Source organism: Paraburkholderia sp. BCC1884, from assembly GCF_900996225.1.
In the GTDB taxonomy this organism is placed as follows: domain Bacteria; phylum Pseudomonadota; class Gammaproteobacteria; order Burkholderiales; family Burkholderiaceae; genus Paraburkholderia.
Map to the genome: position 1 here is coordinate 245,070 of NZ_CAAJGL010000123.1, position 14,740 is coordinate 259,809.

The window sequence follows — 14,740 nt, forward strand, 5'->3', positions numbered from 1 at the left end:
TGCCCACAGAACCAGGGTGTGCCGAGACATGAAATTCGCATGCCTTAACGAAAGGTGATAACGATGGACGCCAACGCGCTGGATCTGTCACGGCTGCAGTTCGCCATCACGGTGTCCGTTCACATTATTTTTCCCGCCATCAGCATTGGGCTTGCCAGCTTTCTGGCCGTGCTCGAAGGTTGCTATCTGAAGACCGGCAAAGCGCACTACAAGGAACTGTGCGTTTATTGGGCGAGGATCTTCGCCGTCGGCTTCGGAATGGGCGTGGTCTCCGGCGTGGTGATGGCGTATCAGTTCGGCACCAACTGGTCGGGCTTCGCGAAATTCGCCGGTCCGATCACGGGTCCGCTTCTCACGTACGAAGTGATGACCGCTTTCTTTCTCGAAGCGGGGTTCCTCGGCATCATGCTGTTCGGCTGGGACAAGGTCGGGCCCAAAGCTCACTTCGCGGCCACGGTACTCGTTGCGATCGGTACGCTGATCTCGACGTTCTGGATACTGTCCTCCAATAGCTGGATGCAAACGCCGCAGGGCTACAGAATCGAGAACGGGCACGTCGTGCCGGTGGACTGGCTGGCCATCATCTTCAACCCCTCGTTCCCCTATCGACTCGCGCACATGACGATGGCCGCCTTTATCGTCGCGGCGCTGATCGTCGCCGGGACGGGGGGATGGCACCTGCTGCGCGGTCGGCGGGACCCTGAAGTAAGGACCATGTACTCCATGGCGCTGTGGCTATTGCTCGTACTCGCCCCTATCCAGGCGCTCGTCGGCGATCAGCACGGTCTGAACACGCGTCACTATCAGCCGGCCAAGATTGCCGCCATCGAAGGTCTGTGGGAGACCGAGAAGGGCGGCACTTCGCTCAATCTCATCGGCTTTCCGGACATGCAAGCCGAACAGACTCGTTATGCCATCAAGATTCCGCATCTCGGCAGCCTGATCCTCACGCATAGCTGGGACGGCGAAATCCGCGGCCTGAAGGAATTCCCCAAGGAAGACCGTCCTAACTCGTCGCTGATCTTCTGGACGTTCCGCATCATGGCCGGCCTCGGCGTGCTGATGATCCTGACCGCGATCGTGGGCGCGCTTCTTCGGCGCGGCGGAAAACTGTTCGAGTTTCGCCCCTACCAGTGGTTGACGGTTCTCATGGGACCAATGGGCATCGTCTCGTTGATCGCCGGCTGGATTACTACCGAGGCGGGCCGTCAACCGTGGGTGGTCTACGGTGTCCTTCGAACCAAAGACGCGGTGTCGCCCTTGACCGCACAAAGCGCGGGGCTATCACTGCTGATTTTTATCATGGTCTATAGCCTCGTATTCGGTACGGGCATTTACTACATCCTGAAGCTTATTTTCGTGGGTCCAGGTCACGCAGAAGATCACGCATCGGTCTCCGCGCCCGCCCAGCCGGCGGAAGCGAGCGGCCGACGTCCGCTTGCTGCGGCCGCCACCGAGTAAGTGCGGGTCAACCAAGCCGGTTCGGCGCAAAGGAGGGTGGCATGGATGTCACTGTGATATGGGCCGCCATCATCGCCCTGGGTCTGTTTATGTACATCGTCCTCGACGGGTTCGACCTCGGCGTCGGGATGATCTTTCCATTCTTCCCCGCCGATTCCGAGCGGGACATGATGATGCATAGCATCGCACCGGTATGGGACGGCAATGAAACGTGGCTCGTGCTCGGCGGCGCCGCGCTGTTCGCTGCCTTTCCGCTGGTCTATTCGGTGGCGCTGTCGGGCCTCTATCTCCCGATCATCTTCATGCTGGTTTGCCTGATTTTTCGCGGCGTGTCATTCGAAGTGCGCGGCAAGGCTACGCGTACGAAAAATGTCTGGAGCCTCGCGTTTATCTGCGGCTCCGCGGGCGCAGCATTCTTCCAGGGTGTGATCCTGGGTGCGTATCTTCATGGCATCCCCGTGAGCAACGGTGTTTTTTCAGGCGATCCGTTTTTTTGGGTAACGCCCTTCAGCTTTTTCACGGGGATGGGCCTGATGTTCACCTACGCCCTTCAGGGCGCTACCTACCTCGTGATGAAAACCGAGGGGGATTTTCAGGCTCGCCTTCGCACACTCGTGTGGCCGCTCACGCTCGCCTTGCTCGGATTCGTCCTGGCTGTGAGCATCTGGACGCCGCTGACGGATGCGCAGATCGCCTCGCGCTGGTTCAGCTCGACATTTCGTTACAGGTTATATCCCATCCCCGTGCTGGTCGCGATTACTGCGGTGCTGATGTACAACGCGGTCAAGCGCAAACTGGAGGCCGCTCCGTTCGTGCTATGCCTCGTCCTAATTTTGCTGGGTTATATCGGCCTTCTGGTGAGTATATGGCCGTATGCCATTCCAAATAGCGTGACGCTGTGGGATGCGGCTTCGCCTCGCTCCAGTCAGCTGTTCACGCTTGTCGGTGCGGTGATCATCATTCCGGTGATTTGTGTTTATACGACCGCGGGCTATTGGGTCTTCCGCGGAAAAGTCGACCCAGAAAGTCAATATCATTAACGGAGCGCTTCGCCATGTCGAACTCGTCATCCGGGTCGGAATCCACGTTCGGAAAGCGCATGATGTGGTTCGTCTTATTGTGGCTAGTGGGGTTTGGCGGCACGGTACTGCTCGCGCTGCCCTTTCACCTCATGGTTGCCGCAGCCATGCGTCACTAGCGTGGCCAGCCCGCTTCTGGCGGTATGCATCTGCTATCGATCGTGAGTGGACTGGACCAGACAGCTCCACTGCCTGGGCGCGCCCGGTTTGCTCGTGACAGTACAGTTGCAAGCGCTGACTTTAATCAGGCGCCCGTGCGCGACTTCTTCGTCGGGCGATTCCGCAGCCTGCTTGGCCAAGGTACATGCCTCGATCTTGCTTGCGCCCACGCCGTGATACGTCTTGATCGTGTAGGCCAGCGCCGAACCCGCACCGCATGCGAGCGTTAGCGCCACGCCGATAGTCGACAGCTTCATATCCGCCCCTTACTCCACCGTTTCGTCTTGAGCATCGGCCGGTTGCTGTTGCTGTTCGCCGGCTGGCTCGAAGGTCACCTCTTTCTTCTCCGCATCGTAACGACACACGACGCGCAAGCCTTCCAACACACTGCCGCCAAGCATCGCTTTCGCCAACTGGTTTTCTACCTGCTGCTGAATTTGCCGACGCAATTCCCGCGCGCCGAATTCCGGACGATAACCTTCCGCGGCCAGATGATCGACAATGGACTCGTCGAAAACCAGATCGACATTCTGACCGCTTGCCATCCGGCTGACGTTTTCGAGTTGCAGGCGCACGATGTGCCGCGTCTCTTCACGGCTCAGCGACTTGAAAAGAATGATGTCGTCGATGCGATTGATGAACTCCGGTCTGAAATGCTGCCGTAGCACGTTCATCACACCGCCCTGCACCGAGGCTGAACCTCCCTCGCCAAGAAAGCCGGGGCCGGCGCGCTTCTGCCCTGCGATCACATCGGCCCCGAGGTTGCTGGTCGCGATGATCAGCGTATTGCTGAAATCGACGACACGACCCTTGCCGTCAGTCAGCCGGCCGTCGTCGAAAACCTGAAGCAGCACGTTGTACACATCGGGATGCGCCTTCTCGATTTCGTCGAGGAGAATCACACTGTAGGGTTTGCGACGAACGCGTTCCGTCAACTGGCCGCCTTCGTCGTAGCCGACGTAACCCGGCGGCGCTCCAATCAACCGCGCGACCGTGTGTCGTTCCATGTATTCGCTCATGTCGAAGCGCAGCATCGCGTCTTCGTCGCCGAACACGACTTCTGCCAGCGCCTTCGCCAGTTCCGTCTTGCCTACGCCCGTCGGTCCGAGAAACAGAAAAACCGCCGTCGGACGATGGCGTGCCTGCAGACCGGCGCGGGAACGACGAATCGCGTCGCTAACGGCGACAACCGCCTCGTCCTGACCGATGACGCGCAGATGCAAGCGCTTTTCCATATCGAGAAGCCGCTTCTTCTCTTCGGCAGTCAACTGCGCTACCGGAATACCCGTCAGCCTCGCCACGATCTCGGCAACCTCGGTCATGCTCACGTGCGAGGTATGGGTGCCCACGCTCTGTTGCCACGCAGCTGTCGCATCGCGCAGCGCCTGTTCCCTGGTGGCAATTTCGCTATCGAGCGCGTGCGCCCGGTCGAACAGTTTGCGCGACGCGGCGTAATCCTGTTCGCGGCGCAGTTGCCTCAGTTCGGATTCGAACTCGAGTACGGCGGCAGGCCGGGAAGTCGACGAGAGGTTGACGCGCGCCGCTGCCTGATCGATCAGATCGATCGCCTTATCCGGCAGAAAACGTCCGGTGATATAACGATCCGATAGCTCGGCTGCACCCACGATGGCATCGTCCTGAATGGTGACCTTGTGATGGGCCTCGAGTCTGTCGCGCAATCCGCGCAAAATATTGATGGTCTGCACGACGCTCGGCTCGGGAACCAGCACCGGCTGAAAACGACGCTCAAGGGCCGCATCTTTCTCGATGTACTTCTGATATTCGGCGAGAGTCGTCGCGCCGATCAGATTGAGTTCGCCGCGTGCCATGGGCGGCTTGATGACATTGGCGATGTCGAGCCCTCCCTCATTGCCGCCCTGCCCCGCGCCCACGATCGTATGAACCTCGTCGACGAACAACACCAGCGAGTCCTGATGCGCAAGAACTTCGTCGACGACCTTCTTCACGCGTTCCTCGAATTCGCCGCGGTATCTGGCGCCCGCGACCAGCGAATTGACGTTCAATTCGACGAGTCGCTTGTTGCGCAGTGATTCGGGCACGTCGCCATTGATCATTCTCTGTGCGAGGCCTTCGACAACGGCTGTCTTGCCGACACCCGGTTCGCCGATCAGCACCGGGTTGTTCTTCCGTCGGCGCGCAAGTACTTCGACCATCGTCTCGATTTCGCTCGAGCGGCCGATCACCGGATCGAGCCGGCCTTCGGTTGCCAGAGCGGTGAGGTCGCGGCTGTATTTGTCGAGCTCGGGCGTAGGGGAAGGCTGGCGAACTGCCGATGGGTGCTCCTGCGCGCCCGACGCGAGAAGCGTCTGCCGGCGCAAGGTTTGCCTCTGGATACCCAGTCGCGCAAGCAATTGCCCCGCGAAACTTTCCGGCACCTCACTGAGCCCGATCAGCAGATGCTCTGCCCCAACATAGTTGTGCCCGAGTTGCCTCGATGCCACGAAGGCGCGTTCCAAGGCGCTTTTCAACCGCGGTGACACGCCAATCGGCTCGTTCTCACGAGGCGCGGCTCCGCCGAGCTTTTCTGCATTGGCATCGACATAGCCGCGCACCTGTTCGGCGTTGACGCCGAGCGCGTTCAAAATGGCCACGACACCGGCGTTTTCGGCCAGCACATACAAAAGGTGTTCCGTGTCGACCTCGCGACGCCCCCATTGCACGGCAACTTCCGCCGCCCGCTGCAACATTTCGCGAGCAAGCTCGCTGAAATGCTGCTCGATGCTCACCGAGTCGGTGCCTTCCATCGACTGCTGCGTACCGCCAGTGTCCAGCTCCGACGCCTGAGCGCCGCCAAACAATGCCTCCAGCGGAGAGATCGCCCGTTGGTGACGAGTGATCTGAGCGTAGTGAAAATCGCAAACATCGAGCACGCGTCGCTGGCCGTTCTGGAGGACGGCGAGTCTGACCGTCGCGGGCCTTACGCCGCAGATATCGCAAAGCAATCGAGCCATGGTCTGGAATCTCCATGCGAGGGCGAAGCGGACAAGCACGTCACGTCACAAGGCTGCGCCGACGCGGGCGTGCGATGGATAGTCGAATGGCGGACACCACCTACCTTATCGAAACCGGTTATAGCATGGGATGTATTGGCATGCGGTGTAGCGTGTTCGGATCGGCAAAATCCACATCGATCACGAAAAACAATGCGGGAGGCTGGCGCCGATGCTCCTTCGAACCCGCAAAAACCGTGCAAACTGGAAATACATGGCGATTGAAATCGTTGACGATGAGATTCGACGCGAGAGCCTCTCGCAAGCAAGCTGATATCGAAAAATCATTCTCGATACCGTGCGCTACCCATACGGGGAACATCCATGGAACGATTGAGCCGTCGTCAGTTCCTCAAGGTCTCTGCTGCAACCTTAGCGGGCTCGAGCGTTGCCCTTCTGGGCTTCTCGTCGAGTGAAGCCGTCGCTGAGGTTCGCCAATATAAGCTCAGCCGGGCAACCGAGGTTCGCAATACCTGCACGTACTGTTCAGTCGGGTGCGGGGTACTCATGTACGCCCTCGGCGACAACGCCAAAAACGCCAAGGGCAGCATCATCCACATCGAGGGCGATCCGGACCATCCGGTCAATCGGGGGACGCTGTGCCCAAAGGGCGCCAGCCTGCTGGATATCGTTCATAGCGATGCCCGGCTCAAGGTTCCGGAGTACCGTGCCCCGGGTACCGACAAGTGGGTACAGATATCGTGGAGTGATGCATTCGACCGGATCGCAAGGCGCCTGAAGGCCGATCGCGATGCGAATTTCATCCACAAAACTGCCGAAGGCAAGACGGTCAACCGATGGGTCACCACGGGATTTCTCGCGGCTTCAGCGGCCAGTAACGAGGCCGGCTATCTGACCCACAAGATCGTCCGCAGTATGGGGATGCTCGCATTCGACAATCAGGCGCGCGTCTGACACGGCCCCACGGTGGCAGGTCTTGCCCCGACGTTCGGCCGCGGTTCGATGACGAATCATTGGGTTGATATCCGTAATGCCGATGTGATTCTGGTGATGGGCGGCAACGCAGCCGAGGCACACCCTTGCGGATTCAAATGGGTGACCGAGGCAAAGGCACATCGTAGCGCGCGTCTGATCGTGGTCGATCCGCGCTTTACGCGCACCGCGTCTGTTGCCGATTACTACGCGCCTATCCGGACCGGCACCGACATCGCATTTCTGGGCGGGGTGATCAACTATCTGCTCACGACAGACAAGATCCAGCACGAGTACGTTCGTCACTACACGGACTTCAGCTTTATCGTTCGAGAGGATTTCACGTTCAGCGAGGGACTCTACTCCGGCTACGATCCCGAGCGCCGGACCTACGATAAAAGCAGTTGGGACTACGAGTACGGCGAAGACGGCTACGTGAAGACGGATATGACGTTGTCACATCCTCGATGCGTCTATCAACTCATGAAGGCCCACTATTCCCGATACACACCGGAGATGGTGGAGAAAATCTGCGGCACACCCAAGGCCAGGTTTCTGCACGTGTGCGAACTGCTGGCCAGCACCGCGGTGCCCAATCGCGCCGGTACGCTTCTGTATGCGCTCGGATGGACACACCACTCGGTCGGCGCGCAAATCATCCGGACCGGCGCGATGGTTCAGCTGCTGTTGGGCAACATCGGCATCCTGGGCGGCGGCGTCAACGCATTGCGCGGTCATTCGAACATTCAAGGGCTGACCGATCTCGGGTTGTTGAGCGAGATGCTGCCGGGTTATATGACGCTGCCCACCGAGAACGACCAAGAGTACGACGCGTACATCCAGAAGCATACGTTGAAGCCTTTGCGGCCCAACCAGCTGAGCTATTACCAGAACTATCCCGCCTTCTTCGTCAGCCTCATGAAATCGTGGTGGGGTACCGCCGCGACCAGGGAGAACAATTGGGCGTACGACTACCTTCCCAAACCCGACAAGCCCTACGACGTCATTCAGAACGTCGAATTGATGACCCAGGGAAAGATGACTGGGTACGTCTGCCAAGGGTTCAACATGATCGCCTCCGCGCCGGATAAGGCGAAGGTTTTCGACGGCCTCTGCAAGCTCAAATGGCTGGTCATCATGGACCCGCTGGCGACCGAGACGTCCGAGTTCTGGAAGAACTTCGGGGAGTACCACGACGCCGATCCGGCCAGGATTCAGACCGAGGTCTTCCGGCTACCGACGACGTGTTTCGCCGAAGAGAGTGGCTCGGTCGTCAGTTCGTCACGCGTGCTTCAATGGCACTGGAAAGGCGCCGATGCGCCAGGCGAGGCGCTCGGCGACGCTGAGATCATGTCGAATATTTTCACGCGAATTCGTGAAATGTATCGCAATGAAGGCGGGGCTTTTCCCGATCCCATACTGAACCTGGACTGGAAATATTTCGATCCGGCAAGTCCCACTCCCGAGGAACTGGCCAAGGAATATAACGGCGTTGCAGTCAACGACCTGGTCGATCCGAAAGACCCTGAAAAACCGCTCGTGAAATCCGGGGAACAGCTCGCCGGTTTCTCCCAGCTTAAAGACGACGGTAGTACCGCCAGCGGATGCTGGATCTTCTGCGGCGCGTGGACTGAAGAAGGCAACATGATGGCGCGTCGCGACAATAGCGACCCCGCCGGTATCGGCCAGTCGTTAGGCTGGGCGTGGGCATGGCCCGACAATCGCCGGATTCTGTATAACCGCGCGTCGTGCGACGTGAACGGTCAGCCCTTCGATCCGTCCCGCAAGATCATCCAATGGGACGGCAAGAAGTGGGTCGGCGCCGACGTCCCCGACTACAAGGAAGATGAAGCACCTTCGCTCGGTATGGGGCCGTTCATCATGAACCCGGAAGGTATCGCACGCTTTTTCGCGCGATCGCAACTGAACGAAGGTCCGTTCCCGGAACACTATGAGCCGTTCGAGACGCCGCTGGGGTTCAACCCGTTGCATCCGAACAATCCGACCGTGACGAGCAACCCGATAGCCAGAGTGTTCCCATCGGATCGGGCGAAATTCGGCACCGCCGCGGAATATCCGCACACCGCCACCACGTATCGGCTGACGGAGCATTTCCACTTCTGGACAAAACACTCGCTTCTGAATGCGATCGTTCAACCCCAGCAATTTGTCGAGATCAGCGAACAACTGGCCCTCAAGGTTGGCGTGGTCGCCGGCGATATGGTCAAGGTCTCGTCGAAGCGAGGTCACATCATCGCGGTCGCCGTCGTGACGAAACGGCTCAAACCGTTGCTGGTCGACGGAAGAAGTGTCGAGACCGTCGGCGTACCGCTTCATTGGGGCTACAAAGGCGTGGCGAAACTCGGCTACCTCGCTAACACGCTCACTCCGTCGGTAGGCGATGGCAACACGCAAACCCCCGAATTCAAGTCCTTCCTTGTCAAAGTCGAAAAGGCGTGAGGCGAGACCATGTCATTACAATCTCTAGATATCAGACGCCTGTCCGCCACGACGGTTCTCCCACCGGGGGATCGTCGTCCGGTCACCGGCACGGTTGCCAAGTTAATCGATGTGACGAAATGCATCGGTTGCAAGGCATGCCAGACGGCCTGCATGGAATGGAACGATCTGCGAGACGAAGTCGGCGACAACATCGGCGTATATGACAACCCTCGAGACTTAACCGAGCACTCGTGGACCGTCATGCGTTTTACAGAATACGAGAACCCTGAAGGCGATCTCGAATGGCTGATCCGCAAAGACGGATGCATGCATTGCGAAGATCCGGGCTGCCTGAAATCCTGTCCGTCGCCTGGCGCGATCGTCCAGTACACCAACGGCATCGTCGACTTTCACGAGGAAAACTGTATTGGATGCGGCTATTGCATAGCTGGCTGCCCGTTCAATATTCCGCGCATGTCGAAAAAAGAGCATCGCGTTTATAAATGCACGTTGTGCTCGGACCGCGTCGCCGTCGGGCAAGAGCCGGCGTGTGCAAAGACGTGTCCAACCGGCGCGATCATGTTCGGCACCAAGGAAGACATGAAGCAGCAGGCGGCCGACCGCATCGTGGATCTGAAGGAGCGGGGCTTTCAGAACGCCGGACTGTACGACCCCGCCGCCGTTGGCGGAACGCATGTCATGTACGTTCTGCATCACGCTGACCAGCCGTCGCTTTATCACGGCTTGCCGGACCACCCGCGAATCAGCCCGATGGTGGAACTCTGGAAAGGCATTGCGAAACCGATAGCGTTGGCTATTCTTTTCCTTACCGCGATTGTCACTTTCTTCCACTACATCCGGATCGGACCTAACCAGGTGCACGCATCCGACGAAGAAGCCGCGCGTGCCGACATGGAAGCCTACAGGGAGAACCCCGATGAGCACCGGTAACGATGAACATCGCAATCTGATCGAGCGCTACAACGCGAACGAGCGGACGATACACTGGGTCACGGCGATCAGCTTCGTGATGCTGGCCTTATCCGGCCTCGCGATGTTTCATCCCGCGATGTTCTGGCTATCGGCGTTATTCGGCGGTGGTCAGTGGATGAGAGTCTTGCATCCGTTCATCGGGTTGGTCATGTTCTGTGGTTTCTCCGGCCTCGCGCTGCGGTACTGGCACCACAATCTGATCGACATGGACGACATCAAGTGGCTCATGCACATTCTCGATATTCTCAACAATCGCGAAGAAGGTGTGCCCGAAGTCAGCCGATACAACGCCGGCCAGAAAATGCTGTTCTGGACACTGCTGCCTTGCATGATGGTGTTGCTCGCATCGGGCGTAGTGATATGGCGGCGCTACTTTTCCGGCTATTTCCCGATTGACGTGATCCGGCTAGCGGCACTCGCCCACGCGGCCACCGCGTTTGTTCTGATCGCTGCCATCATGGTTCACATCTACGCCGGCATCTGGATTCAGGGAACCCTCGGCGCCATGCTGCACGGCTATGTAACACCTGGGTGGGCAAGAAAACACCACCCGAAATGGTTTCGCTCGCTGCTGAAGTCGCGCGATCCGCACTGACAATGTGTGCGCACGAAGGACGTGCGCACCTTAACGCTACACCGGAATATCTTCACCGGCGTTCGGGTAGCGCGGATACCAATTGTCTTTGACGCCAAGGGTGCGCACGTCGAACTCAACGTCGTTTTTGTAGCGTGGCGCATAGGTCGCGAATGCGGCCTCGATCTCTCGCCAACGCGCCTGCATACGCACGAGGTTAAAGGCGTGAGACACGATATAAAACTTGCCCGCAAGAATCTGCTTCATGACCAGTGCCGCATACTTGTCCGTCGCCATCCCTTCCTGAGTTTCCTTCGCCAGTTCAGACAGCACGAGACCCGGACAGATCAGCGCCACATCGATATGGGGCGGCACTTCTTCGCGTAGAGCGACCGTCATGGCCAGCACGCCGTGCTTACTGACGACGTAGCCGGCACCTTCGGGAATGGCATTGAAGAAGGAGTTTTCCGATCCGATGTTATAGATCGCCGCCGGGGTTCCTTGCGCAACGAAGCGCTTCCCGAACACCGAGACCCCGTTCCACACGCCGAACAGGTTGACGTTCAGGACCTTCTGCACGTCTTCAGGCGTGGCGTCGATGACGGTCGAGGGAATCGGCCCCACGCCCGCATTGTTGACGATCACGTCGACGCGTCCCAACTTGTCCCACGCGAAATTTGCCAGCGCTTCGACCTGATCCCGATGCGTCACGTCGCATTCGAAAATCTCGACCTGCGCGGCATCCTCACGCAACGCTTTGGCGGCCTCCTCAAGACGATCGAGCTGAATACCGGCCAGAACCAGATGCGCGCCCTGTTGTGCAAATTGCTTTGCCAGTGCAAAACCGATGCCCGTGGCACCGCCTGTGATGACTACCACCTTGCCGTTGAAATCCTGCATGACGACCCTCTCGAATGAGACCCATTGAATCCACGCGAACCCACATCGCACAGGGCCGACCTTATTCGACTTCACGGAACACTGCCCGTGCCAGTGCGCGTGGGAAAAACCTGCAGAACAGTAAGATGGAGGTATCCCTAAGGGGAGCGTGCGAATAGATAAATAGCGGTGTTTCCTGAGAACATCGATTCAGTTCGACGAGTCAAAATAAGCTGACGGCTGCGTCCAGGTGCTGTCGTCTTCTTCGGTGATTGAACACAACTACGTGACCCTATGTTCGAACGCAGCCGCTATACGCTTGACCAGATCGATCCGGACCTGGAGGCCGCAATCCGGAAGGAGGACCGGCGTCAGGAGGATCACATCGAATTGATCGCGTCCGAGAATTACACGTCGCCAGCCGTCATGGCGGCACAAGGCTCGCAGCTCACCAACAAGTATGCCGAGGGCTATCCCGGCAAGCGCTATTACGGCGGCTGCGAATACGTCGACGTGATAGAACAGCTGGCGATCGATCGCGTCAAAGAACTCTTCCACGCCGAAGCGGCCAACGTTCAACCTCACTCGGGATCGCAGGCCAACGAAGGGGTGTTCTTCGCCATGCTCAACCCGGGCGACACCATCATGGGTATGAGTCTCGCCGAAGGCGGACACCTGACTCATGGCATGCCGCTGAACATCAGCGGCAAGTGGTTCAACCCGATCAGCTACGGTCTGAACGCCGAGGAAGATATCGACTATGTCGGCCTCGAAAGGCTGGCCCACGAGAAGAGGCCGAAACTCATCATTGCGGGTGCGTCTGCATTCTCGCTACGGATCGACTTCGAGCGAATCGCGCGCGTGGCCAAAGACGTTGGTGCTTACTTTCTGGCCGATGTAGCCCATTACGCGGGTCTGATCGTCGCAGGCGAGTATCCGAGTCCTTTGCCTCATGCCGACTTCGTGACCACCACGACGCACAAGACACTGCGCGGCCCGCGCGGCGGCGTGATCTTGATGAAGTCCGAGCACGCGAAGGCCATCAACTCAGCGATTTTCCCCGGCATTCAGGGAGGCTCGCTGATGCATGTCGTCGCTGCAAAAGCGGTCGCTTTCAAAGAAGCCGCGTCGCCTGATTTCAAGGCGTATCAGCGACAGGTCGTCAAGAATGCGGCCGTGATGGCGGAAACGCTGGTCGCGCGCGGATTGCGTATCGTCTCGGGCCGCACGGAAAGCCACGTGATGCTGGTCGATCTGCGCGCGAAGAATATCTCAGGCAAGGCGGCCGAAAGCCTCCTCGGCGAAGCGAACATTACCGTCAACAAGAACGCGATTCCCAATGATCCGGAGAAGCCGTTCGTCACGTCGGGCATCCGCCTCGGCTCGCCTGCGGTGACCACCCGCGGCTTTCGAGAGGAAGAAGTCCGTCTGACGGCAAACCTGATCGCCGACCTGCTGGACGACCCGCAAGACACAGCCAGAATCGCGGCGGCTCGCCAGGAGGTCATTGCATTGACGCGACGCTTTCCGGTTTATGGTTGAACCCGGTATCCGCCAACTCAGAAACTCAGGCCATGCAGCTTGCGCACGCCGTCGAGCAGCCATTGCACGAAAGATTCCTCGGAGTGCACGGCGGGTGCGGGCACACCCACCTTATCGAGCAAGCGCTGCCTGCGCGACAGCGATTGACACATCAGCTTCGCAACATCCGGATTGCTCTTGAAGACCGGCGTCAAATCCTCGGTTTTTAGCCGATAAGTCACGGCGTGCGTCAGCGCCGTGATCTTGACGCGTGCCGCCATCCCCGCAAGCGGGCCCGTCTCGCCCACGACTTCGCCCGGCCCGAGCCGTCCAAACTCGATTTCGGCGGTCCCTTCTGCCACATATGCACAAAGAACACCGGAATGGATCAGGGTAAGGCTATCCGGTATGGTCTCCGGCGTAATCAGCACTTGATCGACGTCGAATTCCTGACGCGACATTCGCGATGCCAGTTGCTCCGCCTCCTCGTCGGTGAGCGAAGCAAACAGATCGACGCATCGCAAGAGTCTGATGCGGACATCGCTCGGCGTGCTCGCACCACTTGGTGGCTGGCCGGGCGGCGTTAGTTGAACGCCCGCGGCAACCAGATGACGGTGGCACACATCGTAGAGGTCGTTCGCGACCGCGAGCTTCTTGCCGGCGTCGTCGACATAGGCGGTCACTGCGTATTTGAACGACTGAGCGTCCGTGCTTTTCACCAGCGCGTAAGGAGCGGGGTCTGCAAGGATCAGGCGTACATTCGCGAGCGCCCGGTTCAGCGCGTCGAGCACGATCTTCGGTCGCGCTTCAGGCGTGATTTCCAGCGTGATGCTGACGCCATGCAATGCGGCCGGACGGCTGCTGTTGGTGATCTTCGCCTTGGCCGCCACCGCGTTGGGCACGATGACGACGTCGCCCAGCGAAGTCAGCAGATTGGTCGCGCGCCAGTTCATTTCCAGCACCTTGCCTTCGACGCCGTCGATGGACACCCAATTGCCGACCTCGTAAGGCTCGGTCGTGTTGATCACGATACCCGCGAAAACGTCGCTGAGCGTGCTCTGAATCGCGAGGCCGAGCACGATCGCGAGCGCGCCCGACGTCGCGACCAGCCCGCGCACGGGCAACTCCAGTACGAATGCGAGTGACGCGACGGTGGCCGCGAGAAACGCCAGCGCGCTGAACACGTCCTCGAAGAGACGCTGGCGACGCCATGTCTTCGGCAGCAGCAGCGTGTCCAGCACCATGCTGAGCAAGCGTGCGCCGGTCAGCCACCAGATGATCTCGAGAACCTGGCCCAGCATGTGCAGCGCCCGGGAGTCCGGATACGGCGCCTGTGAAAACGGACTCAGCCCCGAGGTGAATAGCAGCGCACTGAAGGCCGCGTAAATGCATAGCCGCGTGAGCAGGCGCGCGACCTCGTTGGGAGGCACGGCGCAACGCCAGATCACGGCATCGAGTGCGACTATCGCAAAGCCGAAAATCAACGGATCGTTCAAGCGGTCTCCAATGCGGGTTAGCCAGACTGACCAATGAAGAAGCTTAGTCGCACGAGCAGTACTGCATCAATCCTACTGTCGCATACGCCTTGATCGGGTCGGCAGCGCAAAGCTATACATCGGTATAGTCGGCAGCCGGGAGACCCACGCGTTCAGCGCTGTCCCTCTTCACGCCCACAGCAACGTCGTCGT

11 protein-coding genes are annotated in these 14,740 nt (G+C 59.1%); 7 read left to right on the top strand and 4 right to left on the bottom strand.

What is annotated here, in order from left to right:
* Positions 1-63 precede the first annotated feature (63 nt).
* From FQ705_RS28725 to FQ705_RS34220, 3 genes are read left to right on the top strand one after another with little or no spacing between them, the layout of a single operon-like run.
* Complete coding sequence (locus tag FQ705_RS28725; RefSeq protein WP_144147262.1) at positions 64-1,461, top strand: cytochrome ubiquinol oxidase subunit I; 1,398 nt, start codon at positions 64-66, stop codon at positions 1,459-1,461.
* 41 nt (positions 1,462-1,502) lie between these two features.
* Entirely contained in the window at positions 1,503-2,501 is a 999-nt protein-coding gene (gene cydB, locus FQ705_RS28730; RefSeq protein ID WP_144147265.1) for a cytochrome d ubiquinol oxidase subunit II, read from the top strand.
* A gap of 14 nt (positions 2,502-2,515) precedes the next feature.
* Complete coding sequence (locus tag FQ705_RS34220) at positions 2,516-2,659, top strand: hypothetical protein (RefSeq protein WP_186308043.1); 144 nt, start codon at positions 2,516-2,518, stop codon at positions 2,657-2,659.
* A 33-nt stretch (positions 2,660-2,692) separates the two neighbouring features.
* Here the strand turns inward: FQ705_RS34220 and FQ705_RS28735 are convergent, their stop codons facing one another.
* Positions 2,693-2,956, bottom strand: coding sequence for a hypothetical protein (locus FQ705_RS28735; protein ID WP_144147268.1), 264 nt, complete (start codon positions 2,954-2,956; stop codon positions 2,693-2,695).
* 9 nt (positions 2,957-2,965) lie between these two features.
* Complete coding sequence (locus FQ705_RS28740) at positions 2,966-5,671, bottom strand: ATP-dependent Clp protease ATP-binding subunit (protein ID WP_144147271.1); 2,706 nt, start codon at positions 5,669-5,671, stop codon at positions 2,966-2,968.
* Positions 5,672-6,034: 363 nt separating this feature from the next.
* Between FQ705_RS28740 and fdnG the strand changes: the two genes are divergently transcribed.
* The 3 genes from fdnG to FQ705_RS28755 are packed head-to-tail and all read left to right on the top strand — an operon-like array spanning position 6,035 to position 10,673.
* Positions 6,035-9,103: a formate dehydrogenase-N subunit alpha gene (gene fdnG / locus FQ705_RS28745; protein ID WP_144147274.1), complete on the top strand. Its 3,069-nt coding sequence runs from the start codon at positions 6,035-6,037 to the stop codon at positions 9,101-9,103.
* Between the two features lie 9 nt (positions 9,104-9,112).
* The gene (fdxH, locus tag FQ705_RS28750; RefSeq protein ID WP_144147277.1) at positions 9,113-10,036 is read left to right on the top strand and encodes a formate dehydrogenase subunit beta; all 924 of its coding nucleotides are present in this window, start codon (positions 9,113-9,115) and stop codon (positions 10,034-10,036) included.
* Positions 10,023-10,673: a formate dehydrogenase subunit gamma gene (locus tag FQ705_RS28755; RefSeq protein WP_144147280.1), complete on the top strand. Its 651-nt coding sequence runs from the start codon at positions 10,023-10,025 to the stop codon at positions 10,671-10,673. The genes fdxH and FQ705_RS28755 overlap by 14 nt, the downstream gene beginning before the upstream one ends.
* A gap of 36 nt (positions 10,674-10,709) precedes the next feature.
* Here the strand turns inward: FQ705_RS28755 and FQ705_RS28760 are convergent, their stop codons facing one another.
* Entirely contained in the window at positions 10,710-11,552 is an 843-nt protein-coding gene (locus tag FQ705_RS28760) for an SDR family NAD(P)-dependent oxidoreductase (RefSeq protein WP_144147283.1), read from the bottom strand.
* A 273-nt stretch (positions 11,553-11,825) separates the two neighbouring features.
* Between FQ705_RS28760 and glyA the strand changes: the two genes are divergently transcribed.
* The gene (gene glyA, locus FQ705_RS28765) at positions 11,826-13,073 is read left to right on the top strand and encodes a serine hydroxymethyltransferase (protein WP_144147285.1); all 1,248 of its coding nucleotides are present in this window, start codon (positions 11,826-11,828) and stop codon (positions 13,071-13,073) included.
* 17 nt (positions 13,074-13,090) lie between these two features.
* Here the strand turns inward: glyA and FQ705_RS28770 are convergent, their stop codons facing one another.
* Entirely contained in the window at positions 13,091-14,548 is a 1,458-nt protein-coding gene (locus tag FQ705_RS28770; RefSeq protein ID WP_144147288.1) for a mechanosensitive ion channel domain-containing protein, read from the bottom strand.
* Positions 14,549-14,740 lie beyond the last annotated feature (192 nt).

Bases quoted from the DNA above. Each gene is read 5' to 3' on its own strand.
- FQ705_RS28740 (WP_144147271.1), bottom strand. From the start codon at position 5,671: ATGGCTCGATTGCTTTGCGATATCTGCGGCGTAAGGCCCGCGACGGTC.
- cydB (WP_144147265.1), top strand. From the start codon at position 1,503: ATGGATGTCACTGTGATATGGGCCGCCATCATCGCCCTGGGTCTGTTT.
- fdxH (WP_144147277.1), top strand. From the start codon at position 9,113: ATGTCATTACAATCTCTAGATATCAGACGCCTGTCCGCCACGACGGTT.
- FQ705_RS28735 (WP_144147268.1), bottom strand. From the start codon at position 2,956: ATGAAGCTGTCGACTATCGGCGTGGCGCTAACGCTCGCATGCGGTGCG.
- FQ705_RS28760 (WP_144147283.1), bottom strand. From the start codon at position 11,552: ATGCAGGATTTCAACGGCAAGGTGGTAGTCATCACAGGCGGTGCCACG.
- glyA (WP_144147285.1), top strand. From the start codon at position 11,826: ATGTTCGAACGCAGCCGCTATACGCTTGACCAGATCGATCCGGACCTG.
- FQ705_RS28725 (WP_144147262.1), top strand. From the start codon at position 64: ATGGACGCCAACGCGCTGGATCTGTCACGGCTGCAGTTCGCCATCACG.
- FQ705_RS34220 (WP_186308043.1), top strand. From the start codon at position 2,516: ATGTCGAACTCGTCATCCGGGTCGGAATCCACGTTCGGAAAGCGCATG.
- FQ705_RS28755 (WP_144147280.1), top strand. From the start codon at position 10,023: ATGAGCACCGGTAACGATGAACATCGCAATCTGATCGAGCGCTACAAC.